The sequence below is a fragment of the Paenibacillus sp. cl6col genome (assembly GCF_900102125.1).
In the GTDB taxonomy this organism is placed as follows: Bacteria; Bacillota; Bacilli; order Paenibacillales; family Paenibacillaceae; genus Paenibacillus_B; species Paenibacillus_B suaedae.
This window is the reverse complement of record NZ_FNAZ01000003.1, coordinates 196,652-213,615: the sequence shown is the minus strand read 5'-3', so window position 1 is coordinate 213,615 and position 16,964 is coordinate 196,652. Positions and strand designations below refer to the sequence as shown.

The following is a 16,964-nucleotide window of genomic DNA, read 5'->3' as shown; positions in this document are numbered from 1 at the left end:
GGTACGGGATGCTACATACAGAAGCGGGATGAAGAAGCAATGGCGTTCAGTCCATTTGCTTCTTTGTTTCCATTTCGGTATGTTAGGGATGTTGAACGATTGATCATATGTGTACGGAAGCGAGAAGGTATACATTGGATTATCACTGAATATAACATGCAACATGGTTGCAATTCACCGTGACAATCACGGAAGAAATGGGGTTAGATATGGTGAGCAAACCGACATTTGAACGGGGAAAGGTTAAAGGCATGCGTGTTCATGTTATGCCGACAAAGCGCTTCAAAACGTTCGCCATCTCTGTGTATGTGGGCATTCCTCTTCAAGAGGATACCGTAACGAGTACGGCACTTACGCCTTTTGTATTACGGAGAGGGACGGCTTCTTATCCAGAGACGATTCGGTTCCGCGAGCGACTTGATGAGCTGTATGGAGCGGGCTTCGGCTTCGATGTGTTCAAGCGAGCAGATTATCAAATTATCCAGTTCCGCATGGACGTTATTAATGATGCATTTGTAAATTCATCTGAGTCTTTGCTTGCCCAAGCATTTCAGTTTTTGGGTGAAGCCATTACAGCACCAGTTATGGACAATGGAACATTGCGCAATAAGTATGTAGAAGAAGAGAAGCAGACAGTGCGTCAGCGGATTGAATCTATTGTCAACGATAAAATTCGCTACGCAGCAGAACGCTGTGTGGAAGAAATGTGCAAGAATGAACCGTATCGACTGCATGCGCTTGGTAATCGGGACGATCTGGATGGAATTGATGCAGCGACCTTAACCGATAAGTATCGCTGGCTGCTTGAGCATGCGGCGATTGATGTATATGTTGTTGGAGATACGTCCTATGAAGAAGTAGAACGCTGTGTCGAGGCTTCATTCCGTATCGATCGAAACGTGGAGACACCATATGCACGTTCTATTCCAGTACCACGTATTGGTGAACCGAACACCGTCATTGAACGTTTGGAGGTTAGCCAGGGCAAAATGAATATGGGGCTTCGATCTACGATTACGTATGCGGACGATGCTTATCCTGCCGTGCTTATGTACAATGGCATATTAGGCGGTTACCCGCATTCAAAGCTGTTTATAAATGTACGGGAGAAAAACAGCCTTGCATACTATGCAGCTTCTCGCTTTGAAGGCCACAAGGGTATTTGTACCATTCAGTCAGGTATTGAGTTCGAGAACTTCGACAAAGCCCGTCAAATTATTATCGAGCAGCTGGATGCGATGAAGGCTGGGCAGCTGCAATCGCTTGAAATTAGCCAGACTAAGGCCATGATTGCGAATCAATTGCGGGAGATTGATGATTCTTCGTTTGAGATGATTGGCTTTGATTTCAATCGAGTGTTATCGGGAAGAGAGCGCACAACATCCCAGCTCATTGATGAGGTAGAGCATATTGAAGCTGCACATATTCAAGAAGTCGCGCAGACCTTCCACTTGGATACCATTTATTTCTTGCGCAATAAGGAGGAGGCTTAATCGATGGAACAACGTCAATACTCCAATTTGCAAGAAACTATATATTATGAGCGGATGGACAATGGTCTAGATGTGTATGTGCTGCCAAAAGCGGGATTCCAGAAAACATACGCAACATTCTCTACAAAATATGGCTCCATCGACAATCACTTTCAAGTAGAAGGACAAGAAGAGGTTCAAGTCCCCGATGGGATTGCCCATTTTTTAGAACATAAAATGTTCGAAGAGCCAGAAGGGGATATATTCGCGAAGTTCGCTGAACAGGGGGCATCTGCGAATGCCTTCACTTCATTTGATCGTACGGTCTATTTGTTCTCTTCCACTTCACACATTGAAGAGAGCCTGCAGACATTGATTGATTTCGTGCAGAGACCTTATTTTACAGATGAAAATGTAGAAAAAGAAAAAGGCATTATCGGCCAAGAGATTAACATGTATCGCGACAATGCAGCGTGGCGAGTGTACTTCGGCCTCATTGAGGCAATGTACCACATCCATCCTGTACATATCGACATAGCAGGCACAATCGAATCGATTGGAACCATTACGAAGGAGACGCTCTATACGTGCTACCATACCTTCTATCATCCTTCCAATATGCTGCTGTTCGTTGTAGGCGGTGTTGATCCGAAGGGCATCTTCGAACTTGTGCGGAGCAATCAAGCGGCCAAATCATTCGAGCCACAGGGCGACATTCGCCGGATCTTTGAAGAGGAGCCTGTAGAGGTTAAGGAAGCAAGACGTGTGGCGAAGCTGCCCGTTTCTCTGCCGCGTTGTCTATTTGGCTGCAAGGAACCGCGTCCGGGCTTAGAGGGCAGAGCGCTTTTGGAATACGAAGTGACAACCCGCCTCATGCTGGACTTGATGATGGGCAGTAGTTCGCAGTTGTATCAGACCCTGTATGAGGAGGGTTTGACGACAGATTCTTTTGGCAGCGAATATACCTGCAGTCCGGACTATGCATTCTCCATTATCGGCGGTGAATCAAAAGACCCTGATGGCCTAGTGAAGCGGGTGCAGGAGCTAATTGATGAACGCAAGGCGTCGGGCTTTGAGCAGGCAGCATTTGAGCGTATTCGCAACAAAGCGATTGGCTCATACTTGCGCATGCTTAATTCACCTGAAGCAATTGCCAATGAATTTACGAAGTATAAGTTCCGTGATACCGATTTATTTGATATACTTTCGGTATACGAGACGCTAACGTTAGAACAAGTTCATCAACGGTTGAAAGATCATTTTGATTGGAATCGGCTGGCAGTATCTATTGTCGAACAACCGTAACATACGAAGGCGTGCCTATCAATAGGTGCGTCTTCTTTTTTTATCTAAAGAGAATACTTGTCCATAGGGGGAGAACATGTATGAAAGCATTGTCAGATACTTCTGTTCTTATTACCGGAGCAAGCCGAGGAATTGGAGCTGCGATTGCGGAGCGCTTCGCCCAAGTCGGCATGAAAATTGTTATTCATTATTTGCATTCACATGAAGCAGCAAATGAGGTGGCCCGTAAATGCATCAATCACGGGGCGCAAGTAATGACGATTTCAGCTGATCTTAGAGATATGGAACAGCTAGATCGAATGAAGGACAAGCTTGATGAACTGGGGTTTACACCCGACATCTTGGTTAACAATGCTGGGGTTGCCTATTACGGATTGTTCACGGATGTGACAGAACAAGAATGGACGGACTGCATGGATATCAATCTGAAGGGGATGTTTATGTGCACCCAGCGGTTCGCTCCTTACATGATTACGCAGAAGTACGGTCGAATCATCAACGTATCTTCAATTTGGGGAATCACTGGAGCATCTTGTGAAGTCATGTATTCGATGGCCAAAGGCGGGGTTAATGCGTTTACAAAAGCATTGGCCAAAGAGCTGGCTCCTTCTGGTGTAACCGTAAATGCAGTAGCTCCAGGGGTAGTGGATACCGATATGGTGAAGCATCTGGATAAACAAGAGCGAATGGCATTGCAAGAAGATATTCCGTTAGGACGGCTTGGAACCCCTGAAGAAATAGCCTCCCTTATTTACTATTTGGCATTGCCGGAATCCGGTTATATTACAGGACAGATTATTAGTCCCAACGGTGGATGGCAGATGTAAGCGATCTGTTTGCAGACAGAACGTATAATTCCGGTGGCAGAGGCACATATTACGACTGATGAATTCACACTAGGCCACAAGGAGGGCGTTCTCATGTCATCAGTACTTGAAAACTTCGACTCGTGGAAAAAGTTTCTTGGTGAGCGTGTCAAGCAAGCAAAAGGGCTAGGCATGTCTGAAGAAACGATTTCCAAGCTTGCTTTTGAGATCGGATCATTTCTGGAAGAAAAGGTTGATCCTAAAAATGCAGAAGAAAGTGCATTAAGGGAGTTATGGAATGTAGGCTCTGATGAAGAGCGGCAAACGATTGCTCGTTTGATGGTAAAATTGGCTGATCAAAACGGGTAATTCGTCATTTTGTCCATATATCTAAAGAAAGGAAGTTCTGGTACGAACTTTCTTTCTTTTCATACCCATAACCAGGCGCGAACGACATGAATACATGCTCAGAACCTGCTATAATGGTACTTAATCGGAGAAAATAAGAAAGTATTGCGTTTTTTCTCGTTTTTTAGCCATACTCCGGTGGAATTTGTGTCCCATGTATTGTAGAATGGAAAACGGCGGATAACCGTGGATGAGGTGTGTCATGGAGTACAAACAGTGGTATATGGAATATAAGATACATAAGAACCGACCTGGTCTTCTTGGAGACATTGCTTCGCTGCTTGGTATGCTTGAAGTGAATATCTTGACGATTAATGGTGTGGAAGACAAGACAAGAGGAATGCTTCTGCAAACCGATGATGATGAGAAGATCGAAATCATGGGACAGATGCTGAAAAAGGTTGACAATATTACAGTGTCCGCACTCCGGCAGCCGAAGTTGGTTGATATTCTGGCTGTACGCCATGGCAGATATATTGAACGCGATTCTGATGATCGGAAGACGTTCCGCTTTACAAGGGATGAGCTTGGCTTGCTGGTTGATTTTCTGGGGGAAATATTCAAGCGGGATGGCCATCAGGTGATCGGGCTTCGAGGAATGCCCCGGGTTGGCAAGACAGAGTCCATCATTGCTGGAAGTGTGTGTGCGATGAAGCGCTGGACGTTTGTATCTTCGACGCTGCTCAGGCAGACCGTACGCAGCCAAATGTCGGATGAAGAATTGAATCCAAACAATATCTTTATTATCGATGGTATTGTCAGTACAATTCGTTCAAATGAGAAGCATGCTGGATTGCTAGATGAAATTATCAACATGCCATCCACGAAGGTCATAGAGCATCCAGACATATTTGTTCAAGAAACCGGCTATAGTTATGATTTCTTCGATTATATTATTGAATTGCGCAGTAACCCGGATGAGGAAATTACGTATGAATCGTTTACGATAAATTATAACGAAATTTAACATAAAGCAGTACGCAAGTGCAGCTTGGATTAAGGACAGGAGGTGAAGTTGTGTCAGAATTAGGGCAATTATTGAAAAAAGCAAGAGTGGAGAAGAATCTCTCTCTGGATGATGTGCAAGAAGCAACGAAGATACGTAAACGTTACTTGGAAGCGATTGAAGAAGGGGACTATAAGGTTCTGCCGGGTTCGTTCTATGTACGTGCTTTCGTGAAGACGTATGCAGAGACGGTAGGCTTGAATCCTGATGAAGTATTGCAGTATTACCGCAACGACATCCCAACGCCGGAACCAGAGCCAACAATTGAACCGCTAATGCGTACGAAGAAACGTAGTGTACAAGCGCCGTCTGATCGATTCGGACGCTGGGCATCGACGCTGCTTCTATGGGCATTCATCATTCTTATTGGTGTCATAGTATATTTCTTCGTCGTGATGAAAGTGAATCCGAGCACAACGGATAATACTTCTGATGATACGAATATTACAGAGACACAAAATCCATCAACAGGCTCAAATGGAGCGGCGAATGGCGACAAAGCAGGACAAAACAATGCAGGTGGAGCGGTTCAGCAGCCGGTTAAGCCTACTACGCCGGAACCTCCGAAACAGGTGGAGAAGCCAATCGTCATGTTGGAATCCTCCAAGCGTTCTGAGGATGTATACACCGTATCGGCTCCAGCAAACACGCCAGTGAAGGTAGAGATTAAAGCGGCAGGCGACAGAAGCTGGCTGGCTGTTCATGAGAAGAGCAGCAGCGGGAAGAAGCTTCATTATGCAACATTGGAGAAAGATCAGACCGTTACGTTCGATATGACCGAACAAGGTATGTTCATTCGTGCAGGCTATGCCAAAGCAATTGAAGTGACAGTTGCTGGCGAAGCATTGACGAAATCCGATAACGAAGGCTCCAAAAATATTCGTCTGCAGTGGGTATCTTATGAGGAAGCTCAGAAGCTGCAAACGGAGAAGCAAGGTCAAGCCTCAACGAACAATGCGAACCAAGGCTCACGTTAAGTAAGCGGTCTTTCCTTAGGTACTTGGTGTGAATTTCATCATGATACATGACATATTCACTTTGCGAGGGGATACAATAATAGCTGCGGCGATCATTGTTATTCTCCAATAAAATAAAGTGAGGTGTCGAGCAATGGCAACCAGTTGGATCGTTACCGGAGCAGGTATTGTGGTCAGCTTGTTAGGGTATTACTTGACGCCAAGTGTTTGGGGGTACGGTGTGTTAGGCTTCGGACTGGCTCATATTTTGCTGGGCATTATTGATATGTTCCGAGCGCCAGCACGTGTCCGTTTTTAGACAATCGCATGCTACAGGGGCATTCTTTTGCAGGCTTAGTTCTGTGTAAGAATGCCTTTGTGTATATACATAACTATGATCATACAAAGGGTTTGATTTGACAGCAGTATTTGTAAAGGGGGAGCTAATGATGGCGGACAGTTCATTTGATATTGTATCCAAGTTGGATCTACAGGAAATGAATAACGCGATTACACAAGCAATGAAGGAGATCGAATCTCGATACGATTTCAAAGGGAGCAAAAGTAAAATTACACTCGAGAAGGATGAAGTGATAATTGTCTCGGATGACGAGTACAAACTGAAAAATGTCATTGATATTTTACAGTCCAAAATGGCAAAGCGCGGCGTAGCCATTAAAAATATGGAATTCGGCAAAATTGAACCTGCAGCTTCTGCTGCGGTACGGCAGCGAGCGAAATGCAAACAAGGAATCGATCAGGATGTAGCAAAGAAAATTAACATTATGATCCGTGATTCGAAGTTAAAAGTAAAGAGTCAAATCCAAGGTGATCAGATTCGGGTTACTGGGAAAAGTAAAGATGATTTGCAAGCTGTTATGACGCTGTTACGAGGTGCAAATCTGCCGCTAGATCTACAGTTTACGAATTATCGCTAAACGATAGCCCATCATCACTAAGCTGCAAGAGGGAAGGATGCTGGGCTCTTTTTGCTTTTTTGACTCCAAAGTCATGCCTGTATTATACTTGATGAGGTACATAGACATACGGATGTGAAAATACTCCAATGGGAGTCTGCCTTATGGGGGATGTAAAATGACAGAAAAGATTAAAATCGTAACGTTGGGCTGCGACAAAAACTTGGTTGATTCCGAGATTATGTCCGGCTTAATTTATGAGCGTGGATATGAACTGGTGGAAAACGAAGAAGAAGCAACGGTAATCATCGTCAACACATGTGGATTCATTGATGCTGCTAAGGAAGAATCGGTGAATACGATCTTAAGACTAGCAGATTTGAAGGAAACTGCTGACTTGAAGGCACTTATTGTATCCGGATGCTTAACGCAGCGATACAAGGAGCAGCTGCTTGATGAAATGCCGGAGATTGACGGTATCGTTGGTACCGGTGATTTTGACAAAATCAATGATATTGTTGATGAAGCCCTGCAAGGAAGCAGGCCGATTCGTGTAGGCAATCCCGTATTCGATTATGATCGCATCCTTCCACGCAAAGTGGCGACTCCGCGCTATACGGCATATGTCAAAATAGCCGAAGGCTGCGACAATAACTGCACATTTTGCAGTATACCAATCATGAGAGGCAAGTTCCGCAGCCGTACAATGGAATCCATTCTTGCTGAGGTAGCTCAGCTTGCAGGACAAGGGGTCAAGGAGATTAGCCTAATTGCCCAAGATTCCACGAATTATGGTGTAGATTTATACGACGGTTTCAAGCTGCCGGAGTTAATGAATAAAGTAAGCGAAATTCCGGGTGTGGAATGGGTTCGTCTGCACTATGCGTACCCTGGATTTTTTACTGAGGAGCTTATGGATGCGATTGCGAGCAATCCGAAGATTTGCAAGTATATCGACATGCCATTGCAGCATAGTGAAGATAGCATTTTGAAGCGCATGAGACGTCCTGGTCGCCAGCGTGATTCCCGAGAGCTGGTGAACAAAATTCGTGAACGAATTCCTGGTGTAGCGCTGCGTACGTCTATTATCGTAGGGTTCCCTGGAGAAACAGACGAAGACTTTGACAGACTATGCGACTTCATCAGGGAGATGAAGTTCGATCGGCTTGGCGTATTTACCTATTCTTCCGAAGAGGACACGCCTGCAACGAGGCTGCCAGACCATGTGCCTGATGATGTTAAGGAGTGGCGTGCGAATACCCTTATGGAAATTCAGCGCCAAGTATCTAAAGATGTAAGTGAAAAGCGTATTGGTGATATATTGGAAGTCCTTGTTGAGCGTTACGATGGCCGCAATGATGTGTTCATTGGCCGCTCGCAATTCGACGCCCCTGAAATTGACGGGGAAGTATTTATTTCCGGCCAGCCATTGAGTATTGGGGAAATTGCCAAGGTAAGGATTACTCATGCGCTTGAATTTGACTTAGCCGGGGAGGGTCTCGCGTGAATCTGGCGAACAAGATAACGTTAGTCCGTATTTTTCTTGTGCCAATAATGATGTTCTTCCTATTGGTGAACTTTGATTATTTGCCTGCGATTGAACTAGAGGGTTTCTCGATTACTTACAACCAGATTATTGCGGCCTTGATCTTCATTATTGCTGCAAGTACCGATGGATTGGATGGTTATATCGCCCGTAAACGCAAAATGGTTACAAATTTAGGAAAGCTTCTTGATCCACTTGCAGACAAGCTGCTCGTAGCGGCGGTTCTTATCTCACTTGTTGAGATGCAAAAATGTGATGCGTGGATTGCGGTTGTTATTATTAGCCGTGAATTTGCGGTTACTGGCCTAAGGCAAGTTGCCTTGCTCGAAGGAACTGTTGTTGCTGCAAGCAAGTGGGGGAAATGGAAAACAGCAACCCAAATTACGGCGATTGCAGCGATGCTACTGAACAATTTCCCATTTGCGTTCGTTCATTTCCGGTTTGACATCTTGGCGACTTGGGTCGCTGCGTTAATTACCGTATACTCGGGAATTGACTACTTTGTAAAAAATAAAAATGTGCTTCACCTTTCGGATTAATAACGGAAGCTGATAGGTCAATAGGTGCTTTTTCCATAGTTCCGGCTCTCCGGGCAGGAAGGGGCACCTATTCGCATGTATAGACTAGTAAAGTGCTTGATAACGACTTATAGGGATGGTGGTTGGCATGAAAGCAGAGATCATTGCAGTTGGGACAGAACTGCTGCTGGGACAAATCGTCAATACGAATGCGCAATATATTTCGCAGCGACTGGCAGTGGTTGGTGTAGATGTGTTCTATCATACGGTTGTTGGGGATAATGCTATGCGGATTCGACAATGTATTGAAACGGCATGCAAGCGTTCCGATCTGCTTATCTTCACGGGTGGTCTAGGACCGACGATGGATGATCTGACGAAGGATGTGCTAGCGGAGATGTTGGGCCGCAAGATGACCTATGATGAGCCCGCAATGGCCAAGATGACCGAGATGTTTGCGGGGCGCGGCATACAAATGGTCGAAAGCAATAAGCGTCAGGCGAATGTGATAGACGGCGCTGATGTGCTGAAGAACTCGACGGGGCTTGCTGTAGGAAATGCCCTGCGGCATGATGGTACTACATATGTACTGCTTCCTGGACCACCTCGTGAAATGAAGCCGATGCTCGATGATGAGGCGATTCCGTGGTTGAAGAGCCAGCAGCTCATTGATCAATCTTCATTATATACACGGATGCTGAAATTCGCAGGCATCGGTGAATCTGGGCTTGAGAATGCTCTTCTAGATCTCATTGAACAGCAGACGGACACAACGATTGCCACCTATGCTAAAGAAGGCGAGGTTCTCGTTCGATTAGCCGTCAAAGGGACAGATCAGCACGAGGCAGATGTGAAGCTTGATCAGGTTGAACGGGAAATTCACAACCGATTGGGGATGCATTTATATGCTGCCAAGGATGTATCTTTGCCAGAGGTGTTGGTGGAGCAGTTATCGCAGCTTGGCCTGACCTTGTCCGCAGCAGAGAGCTGTACGGGCGGGATGTTCGCGGACATGATCACAGCTGTTCCGGGAAGCTCGCAAGTATTTGCGGGCGGGGCGGTAACCTATTCGAATGAGATGAAAGAGCGCATTTTAGGCGTGCCTAATGAACTGCTCGAGGGTGAAAATGCGCCTGGTGCGGTCAGCGAGCCAACAGCCAAGGCAATGGCTGAAGGGATGCGTGATATTGCAGATACGGATTTCACAGTTGCCATAACAGGCGTAGCAGGACCAGCTCACTCCGAGCGGAAGCCTGTAGGCCTAGTTTATATTGCGATTGCGGAGAAGGGCCGGGAAATCGTAGTGGAGGAGCTTCGTTTGAACGGAGATCGAGAAGGAATCCGCCGCCGCACTGTATATGCTATTATGTATCGATTGTGGAGAAGGCTGCAGGATCGAACAGTACATATTCATTAACAAATGTTGACAAATGAAGTAGTTGAGGATACAATCGAATCATAAGATACGGAAGAACCGTAACGAAGTGTATTTACACGCTTTGTTGCGGTTTTTTTTGTTGGTGCACCAGATGTTTGTATGTGGATAATATGTAAATAAAAGTAATAAACGTTCGTAAAAAACGAATGTATGTTCGAAAAAATGCTTGGCAAACTGAATAAAACACGTTATGATGTATATATCAAACGAATCAGTGAAGGAAGTGAGTTTGTGTCAGATCGTCGCGCTGCGTTAGAAATGGCTTTGCGTCAAATTGAGAAACAATTCGGTAAAGGTTCGATCATGAAACTTGGCGAATCCAATCACATGCAAGTGGAGATTGTGCCAAGTGGATCGCTTGCATTAGATATAGCTCTAGGAATCGGTGGTTTGCCGAGAGGTCGTATTATTGAAGTATATGGACCGGAATCTTCCGGTAAGACAACGGTTGCACTTCATGCGATCGCAGAAGTACAGAAGACGGGTGGACAAGCTGCATTTATTGATGCGGAGCACGCATTGGATCCAGCATATGCGAACAAGCTTGGCGTTAATATCGATGAGCTCCTGTTATCTCAACCGGACACAGGGGAGCAGGCGCTTGAAATCGCGGAAGCATTGGTACGAAGTGGTGCAGTAGACATTATCGTTATTGACTCTGTTGCTGCACTTGTGCCGAAAGCGGAGATTGAAGGCGAGATGGGTGATTCCCATGTCGGCCTGCAAGCACGTCTAATGTCGCAGGCTTTGCGTAAATTGTCTGGTGCAATCAGCAAGTCGAAGACGATTGCGATCTTCATCAACCAGCTTCGTGAGAAGGTTGGCGTTATGTTCGGTAACCCAGAGACGACTCCTGGTGGCCGTGCCTTGAAGTTCTATTCCAGTGTTCGTCTTGATGTGCGTCGTGTTGAGACCATTAAGCAAGGTACGGACATGATTGGTAACCGCACTCGGATTAAAGTCGTTAAGAATAAGGTTGCGCCTCCATTCAAACAGGCGGACATCGATATTATGTATGGTGAAGGTATTTCTCGTGAGGGAAGCATCGTCGATATTGGTACAGAGATGGATATCGTGCAGAAGAGCGGTGCATGGTACTCCTTCGAAGGTGAGCGTCTGGGTCAAGGCCGCGAGAATGCCAAGCAATTCTTGAAGGAACATTCGGAGATTGCTCTTACAATCGAAAATCAAATTCGTGCAGCAAGCAATCTGACTACAACAATCCCTGATAAGGGTGTCAGTGAAGATGACGATGATGCATTTGAATTGGAATTAGGTGACGACGAATAATTTGTTGTTAGCTCAAGCACCTTCGCGTTAAGCGAAGGTGCTTCTATGTATTTGTATGGAGGAGAGTCGTTTGAAGGATAGCGAACGCATCGTAACGATTACTCGTGTAGAGCGAATCGAGAGGCAGGCAGGCCGTTATAAGATTCATTTCGATGAAGCGGAACCGCTAGAAGTGCATGAAGATGTGATGGTAAAGTTTCGGTTATTGAAAGGTACTGAGTTGTCTCTGGACTCGCTCACGGAGATATTGCGCGCAGACGAAGGGAATAAGGCCTACGTGCAGGCGATCAAGTATTTGCAACGCAAACCACGTACTCGCATTGAACTCGCCCGTAAGCTAGCTCAGAAGGGCTATGAGGATGGGATAGTGCAAGAGGTGCTTGATCGTCTGGAACGAGAGTGGCTTGTCGATGATAAATCATATGCAATGCAATGGACGCATCAGCGCTTGAATCGACATATGAAGGGGCGGCGATGGATTCAGCATGAGCTGAAGCAGAAGGGAGTCCAAGAGCGGCATATTGAGACAGCTCTTCATTCGATAGACCCAGATGAAGAGTGGGACAGTGCATTGACCGCAGCTCGCAAAAAATGGCGGCAGACAAAGGGAGAACTGCATCTGCGCAAGCAGAAGGTCGCCGCATTCCTTGCACGTAGAGGCTATCCAATGGATATGGCTAGGCGCGCAGCTTACACTGCAGCAGATGAGCGCAGTGAAGAAGAGGAAGTTTCCCACGACATCGAGGAATAATAAAATGACCACTCACGTCATTTGCTTGACAATATCTTTTCTTGAATAATAAAATGAACATGTATCTTTATTTTCACGAGATCAATCTCCTCTTCCAGAGATTGATTTCTAATGATTCATTTCGCCAATTTACTGATTTCCGATTGTCGCCTCAAGGCGACGCCCGTGTATGCGCAAGGCATACACATAAGCTGGCGTATTCGCGCCAGTCCATTGAGTTAATTAATGAATAGGGAAACTTGAAAACCACAAATGTAACCTGTCCCAAGCAGTGCTTGGAGGAACCAACGGGGAGGTGAGGCAATGAACGTTCAACTTTGGCTCGCGATCGTTCTCGTTGTGGCCGCATTGTTCTTGGGGTTTGGAATCGGATACCTGATTCGCAAATCGCTTGCCGAAGCGAAGATAACGAGTGCTGAACACGCCGCGGAACAAATTATGGATGGCGCACGCAAGGAAGCTGAAGCACTAAAGAAAGAAACGGTGCTTGAAGCAAAAGACGAAATCCATAAGCTTCGTAATGAAGCGGAGAAGGATATCCGCGAACGACGGAACGAAGTTCAACGACTCGAAAGACGCTTATTGCAAAAAGAAGAGTCGTTGGATAAAAAGTTAGAAGCGCTGGAACGTAAAGAAGAACAAGTAGCTGCTAAAGAGAGACGAATCGAAGAAACACAAGAACAGGTCGATCAAATTTGTCAGCAGCAAGTTACAGAATTGGAACGCATTTCGAATCTGACGATGGAAGATGCGCGTACAATTATTTTGACGAATGTAGAGCAAGAAGTGCGTCATGAAACGGCACAAATGATTAAAGAAATCGAGCAGCAGGCTCGTGAGGAATCGGACAAGCGCTCTCGTGAGATTATTACGATGGCTATCCAACGTTGCGCTGCAGATCATGTCGCAGAAACGACGGTATCCGTTGTTGCATTGCCGAACGAAGAGATGAAGGGCCGCATCATCGGACGCGAAGGACGCAATATCCGCGCGCTCGAGACATTGACAGGAATCGATCTCATCATTGACGATACACCTGAAGCGGTTATTCTGTCCGGATTCGACCCGATTCGCCGTGAAATTGCAAGAACATCTCTTGAGAAGCTCGTTGCAGATGGACGTATTCATCCAGCACGCATCGAGGAGATGGTGGAGAAATCGCGCAAGGAAGTGGACGAGCGTATTCGCGAATACGGAGAACAAGCTACGTTCGAAGTCGGTGTGCACGGATTGCATCCTGATTTGATCAAAATATTGGGACGTTTGAAGTTCCGTACAAGCTACGGACAAAACGTACTGAAGCATTCTATGGAAGTGGCTTATCTTGCTGGATTGATGGCAGGAGAGCTCGGAGTGGATGTAACGTTAGCCAAACGTGCCGGGCTGTTGCATGACATCGGAAAAGCGTTGGATCATGAAGTTGAAGGATCTCACGTCGAAATCGGCGTAGAGTTGGCGAAGAAGTATAAAGAACATCCTGTAGTCATTAACAGTATCGCATCCCACCATGGCGATTGTGAAGCAACATCTGTTATCGCTATGCTGGTCGCTGCGGCTGATGCCTTGTCAGCAGCAAGACCGGGAGCTCGTAGGGAAACGCTTGAAACATACATCAAACGACTTGAAAAACTGGAAGAGATTTCGGAGTCGTTCGAGGGCGTTGAGAAATCATACGCGATTCAAGCGGGACGTGAGGTTCGCGTAATGGTACAACCGGATAAGATTGATGATGCGGAAGCGTATCGCCTCGCTCGCGAGATTACGAAGACAATTGAGGGCGAATTGGATTATCCGGGGCATATTAAAGTTACGGTCATTCGCGAAACCCGAGCGGTTGAATATGCGAAGTAAGATGCACATATAGGATTTGGAGAAGTGGCCTTATTAGGCCACTTCTCCCTTTTAGGAGATATAAAGCGGCCTCTGCGATCGATCGTACCGATCAGGCTCGAATAGAGGTTGCTGCAAGGAGGACTCAGGCTAGATGAAAGTAATGTTTATCGGTGATATCGTCGGAAATACAGGACGTAAGGCTTTGAAGCAGCTTCTTCCGTCGCTCAAGCAAAAGCATAACCCACATATTATCATTGCGAATGCTGAAAATGCAGCAGGAGGCAGAGGCGTTACGGCGGCCATTGTCAAGGAATTCGCTGATTTAGGCGTGCATGGTTTTACGATGGGTAACCATACGTGGGACAACAAGGATATATTCGAATGGATTGACGACGAGAAGCGCATGATTCGCCCTGCGAACTTCCCGCCAGGAACACCAGGTCAAGGCCATGCGGTCATTAAGGCCAACGGCAAGGAACTGGTGATTGTCAACGTGCAAGGCCGTACATTCCTGCCGGCGATTGATTGCCCTTTCCGCAAGACAGATGAGATCCTTGAGTCACTCGGCAAGAAGCCGCGTGCCATTCTTGTTGACTTCCACGCTGAGGCTACATCGGAGAAAATCGCGATGGGATGGCATCTGGATGGCCGTGCATCACTCGTTGTAGGAACGCACACGCATGTTCAGACGAATGATGATACAATCCTGCCAGGTGGAACGGCATACTTAACAGATGTCGGCATGGTTGGATCCAAGGAAGGCGTACTAGGCATGGAACGGGAAGCTGTACTGCGCAAGTTCAAGACACAGCTGCCTGTCCGCTTCGTCGTTGACGAAGGGAAATGGCAGTTCCATGGACTTGTCGTCGAGATCGATGAGACAACCGGCAAGGCAGTTAAGCTTGAGAAGATCCGCGTCCGCGAAGACGACTGGATCATGGAATAGGAATACGAAAGCGTAGCGAGGTCAGTGCGTTGGCACTGGGCCTCGCTTTTTTTATGCACAGAATCTGTTTCGTTAGGAGGATGCCTCAAGTTCATCGTGAGGAAGTGAAGGAATCTGCATTGTGAAGGAATTTTTAGGACTTTCACGAATATGTTTTAATAATGGAGTCTAACCTTAACAATCCCGAGGAGGTACTTTCCATGGAAGTATTAAAAGTTTCAGCAAAGTCCAATCCTAATTCGGTAGCTGGAGCGTTAGCAGGGGTTTTGCGTGAACGGGGAGCAGCCGAACTGCAAGCAATTGGCGCAGGTGCCTTGAATCAGGCGATTAAAGCCGTTGCCATTGCACGGGGATTCGTTGCGCCGAGCGGTGTGGATCTGATTTGTGTTCCCGCTTTCACGGATATTGTCATCGATGGAGAAGATCGGACTGCAATCAAACTGATAGTTGAACCCAGATAATATACGTCGACAGTGGTGCGTAAGTAATGAATTTATTCAGCCTGTTTACAACGTAAGCAGGTTTTTTGCTTTGTTCTACCTCGGGAGCAGATGGGTTAGAGATGAGATGCAATGGGACAAGCGCAGCTTGGTAACTAGAACTAGAACTAGAACATAAACAGCTGCCTTCACCGGATTACGAATAAAGAAGCTGAGAAGGGGACGTAGAATTATGAGCCAACGGATCATTGATTTTCATTGTGATGTTCTGTACAAGATGCTGTATGAAGGCAAGTTGGATTTTATGAGCAAGGATGCATTAGATATTACGCTGCCGCGCATGCAGACCGGTCAGGTAGGGATGCAAGTATTTGCGGTATTCCTGGAAGAAGCATTAATTAGCGGTCAGCCGCAATTTTCTCAAATCTTGCGCTGTATTGACCTGCTGCGTGAACGGATATGCTCGCTGCCTGATGTGTCCCTTATTCGATGGCGTGAAGATGTAGAGCATTGGGAGCGTTCGCCACAGTTAACGGGTGCTCTGCTGTCTATAGAAGGCGCTGATGGGCTGGAAGGCGACATGGTGTATGTGCGGACTGCATATGAGCTTGGGGTTCGCTTTCTTGGTTTGACATGGAATCATTCGAACTGGGCTGTGGACGGAACAATGGAGCCAAGGCAGGCTGGGTTTACGAACAAAGGGCGGCAGCTTATTCGCGAATGCGACAAGCTGGGGATACTCGTTGATGTATCCCATTTGAATGAAAGAGCATTCTGGGAACTGCTAGAGCTTACTGAGCGTCCAGTGTTCGCTTCCCATTCCAATTCGGCACATGTGCGTAAGCACCCAAGAAATCTAAGTGATGAACAGATCAAAGCCATAATCGATCGGAATGGTAGAATCGGAATCACCTTTGTACCTGCCTTTATTGCAGATAGCCAGCAAGTGACTATTGAGCATCTGCTTAGCCATATTGATCGGATCTGCGAGCTCGGCGGTGAACAGCATATTATGTTCGGCTCGGACTTCGATGGCATTGATGACAAAGTTCAAGGTCTGGAGCATGCTGGACAGTACGGAAATTTGCTGGAAGCAATAGAGCGTAGATATTCGTCGGAATTTGTCAATCGAATTGCTCATAGCAATGCTCTGCAATTTCTGAAGACGAACCTTCCTGCCCGAGAAGGATAATTGTCCATTCATCTCATGAAGGTATCATATCCATCGAATCTTGCTATCGTGGACATCGGCGAAAACGCTTGCTTTTTCCAACCTCTGCACATAGAATGAGAGTGACTCAACCATTACAATATTTTACTTGTTACAATTTA

At 46.3% G+C, this 16,964-nt stretch carries 17 protein-coding genes; all 17 read left to right on the top strand.

Going from position 1 to position 16,964, the window contains the following annotated elements:
• The first annotated feature begins 212 nt into the window (after positions 1-212).
• The 17 genes from BLS15_RS08920 (at position 213) to BLS15_RS08845 (ending at position 16,824) form a co-directional block, all read left to right on the top strand.
• Complete coding sequence (locus BLS15_RS08920) at positions 213-1,493, top strand: EF-P 5-aminopentanol modification-associated protein YfmF (RefSeq protein ID WP_175460756.1); 1,281 nt, start codon at positions 213-215, stop codon at positions 1,491-1,493.
• Between the two features lie 3 nt (positions 1,494-1,496).
• Positions 1,497-2,777 (top strand): EF-P 5-aminopentanol modification-associated protein YfmH, encoded by a 1,281-nt coding sequence (locus BLS15_RS08915; RefSeq protein WP_090511242.1) that lies wholly within the window; start codon positions 1,497-1,499, stop codon positions 2,775-2,777.
• An 80-nt stretch (positions 2,778-2,857) separates the two neighbouring features.
• A complete protein-coding gene (gene fabG / locus BLS15_RS08910; RefSeq protein WP_021256489.1) occupies positions 2,858-3,604 on the top strand; it encodes an elongation factor P 5-aminopentanone reductase in 747 nt (248 codons plus the stop codon).
• Positions 3,605-3,697: 93 nt separating this feature from the next.
• Positions 3,698-3,952, top strand: a complete 255-nt coding sequence (locus tag BLS15_RS08905; protein ID WP_021256488.1) for a DUF3243 domain-containing protein — start codon at positions 3,698-3,700, stop codon at positions 3,950-3,952.
• A gap of 241 nt (positions 3,953-4,193) precedes the next feature.
• Positions 4,194-4,958 carry a DUF3388 domain-containing protein gene (locus BLS15_RS08900; RefSeq protein WP_021256487.1) on the top strand — a complete coding sequence of 255 codons (765 nt, stop codon included), beginning with the start codon at positions 4,194-4,196 and terminating at the stop codon, positions 4,956-4,958.
• A gap of 50 nt (positions 4,959-5,008) precedes the next feature.
• A complete protein-coding gene (locus tag BLS15_RS08895; RefSeq protein WP_021256486.1) occupies positions 5,009-5,974 on the top strand; it encodes a helix-turn-helix domain-containing protein in 966 nt (321 codons plus the stop codon).
• Positions 5,975-6,107: 133 nt separating this feature from the next.
• Positions 6,108-6,272 carry a hypothetical protein gene (locus tag BLS15_RS28925; protein ID WP_021256485.1) on the top strand — a complete coding sequence of 55 codons (165 nt, stop codon included), beginning with the start codon at positions 6,108-6,110 and terminating at the stop codon, positions 6,270-6,272.
• 127 nt (positions 6,273-6,399) lie between these two features.
• Positions 6,400-6,891 (top strand): YajQ family cyclic di-GMP-binding protein, encoded by a 492-nt coding sequence (locus BLS15_RS08890; protein WP_036592415.1) that lies wholly within the window; start codon positions 6,400-6,402, stop codon positions 6,889-6,891.
• A gap of 157 nt (positions 6,892-7,048) precedes the next feature.
• Positions 7,049-8,377 carry a 30S ribosomal protein S12 methylthiotransferase RimO gene (gene rimO, locus BLS15_RS08885; RefSeq protein WP_021256483.1) on the top strand — a complete coding sequence of 443 codons (1,329 nt, stop codon included), beginning with the start codon at positions 7,049-7,051 and terminating at the stop codon, positions 8,375-8,377.
• Positions 8,374-8,955 (top strand): CDP-diacylglycerol--glycerol-3-phosphate 3-phosphatidyltransferase, encoded by a 582-nt coding sequence (pgsA, locus tag BLS15_RS08880; RefSeq protein ID WP_021256482.1) that lies wholly within the window; start codon positions 8,374-8,376, stop codon positions 8,953-8,955. Before rimO ends, pgsA begins: the two co-directional genes overlap by 4 nt.
• 127 nt (positions 8,956-9,082) lie before the next feature.
• On the top strand, positions 9,083-10,351 hold the full coding sequence (locus BLS15_RS08875; protein ID WP_090511239.1) for a competence/damage-inducible protein A: 1,269 nt from the start codon (positions 9,083-9,085) through the stop codon (positions 10,349-10,351).
• A gap of 252 nt (positions 10,352-10,603) precedes the next feature.
• Complete coding sequence (recA, locus tag BLS15_RS08870) at positions 10,604-11,662, top strand: recombinase RecA (protein ID WP_036592478.1); 1,059 nt, start codon at positions 10,604-10,606, stop codon at positions 11,660-11,662.
• 70 nt (positions 11,663-11,732) lie between these two features.
• A complete protein-coding gene (locus tag BLS15_RS08865; RefSeq protein WP_021256479.1) occupies positions 11,733-12,413 on the top strand; it encodes a regulatory protein RecX in 681 nt (226 codons plus the stop codon).
• A gap of 303 nt (positions 12,414-12,716) precedes the next feature.
• Positions 12,717-14,264: a ribonuclease Y gene (gene rny, locus BLS15_RS08860; RefSeq protein WP_021256478.1), complete on the top strand. Its 1,548-nt coding sequence runs from the start codon at positions 12,717-12,719 to the stop codon at positions 14,262-14,264.
• A 133-nt stretch (positions 14,265-14,397) separates the two neighbouring features.
• A complete protein-coding gene (locus BLS15_RS08855; RefSeq protein ID WP_021256477.1) occupies positions 14,398-15,192 on the top strand; it encodes a TIGR00282 family metallophosphoesterase in 795 nt (264 codons plus the stop codon).
• 200 nt (positions 15,193-15,392) lie between these two features.
• Complete coding sequence (locus BLS15_RS08850; protein WP_005550495.1) at positions 15,393-15,653, top strand: stage V sporulation protein S; 261 nt, start codon at positions 15,393-15,395, stop codon at positions 15,651-15,653.
• A 211-nt stretch (positions 15,654-15,864) separates the two neighbouring features.
• Positions 15,865-16,824 carry a dipeptidase gene (locus tag BLS15_RS08845; RefSeq protein WP_021256476.1) on the top strand — a complete coding sequence of 320 codons (960 nt, stop codon included), beginning with the start codon at positions 15,865-15,867 and terminating at the stop codon, positions 16,822-16,824.
• Positions 16,825-16,964: the final 140 nt, after the last annotated feature.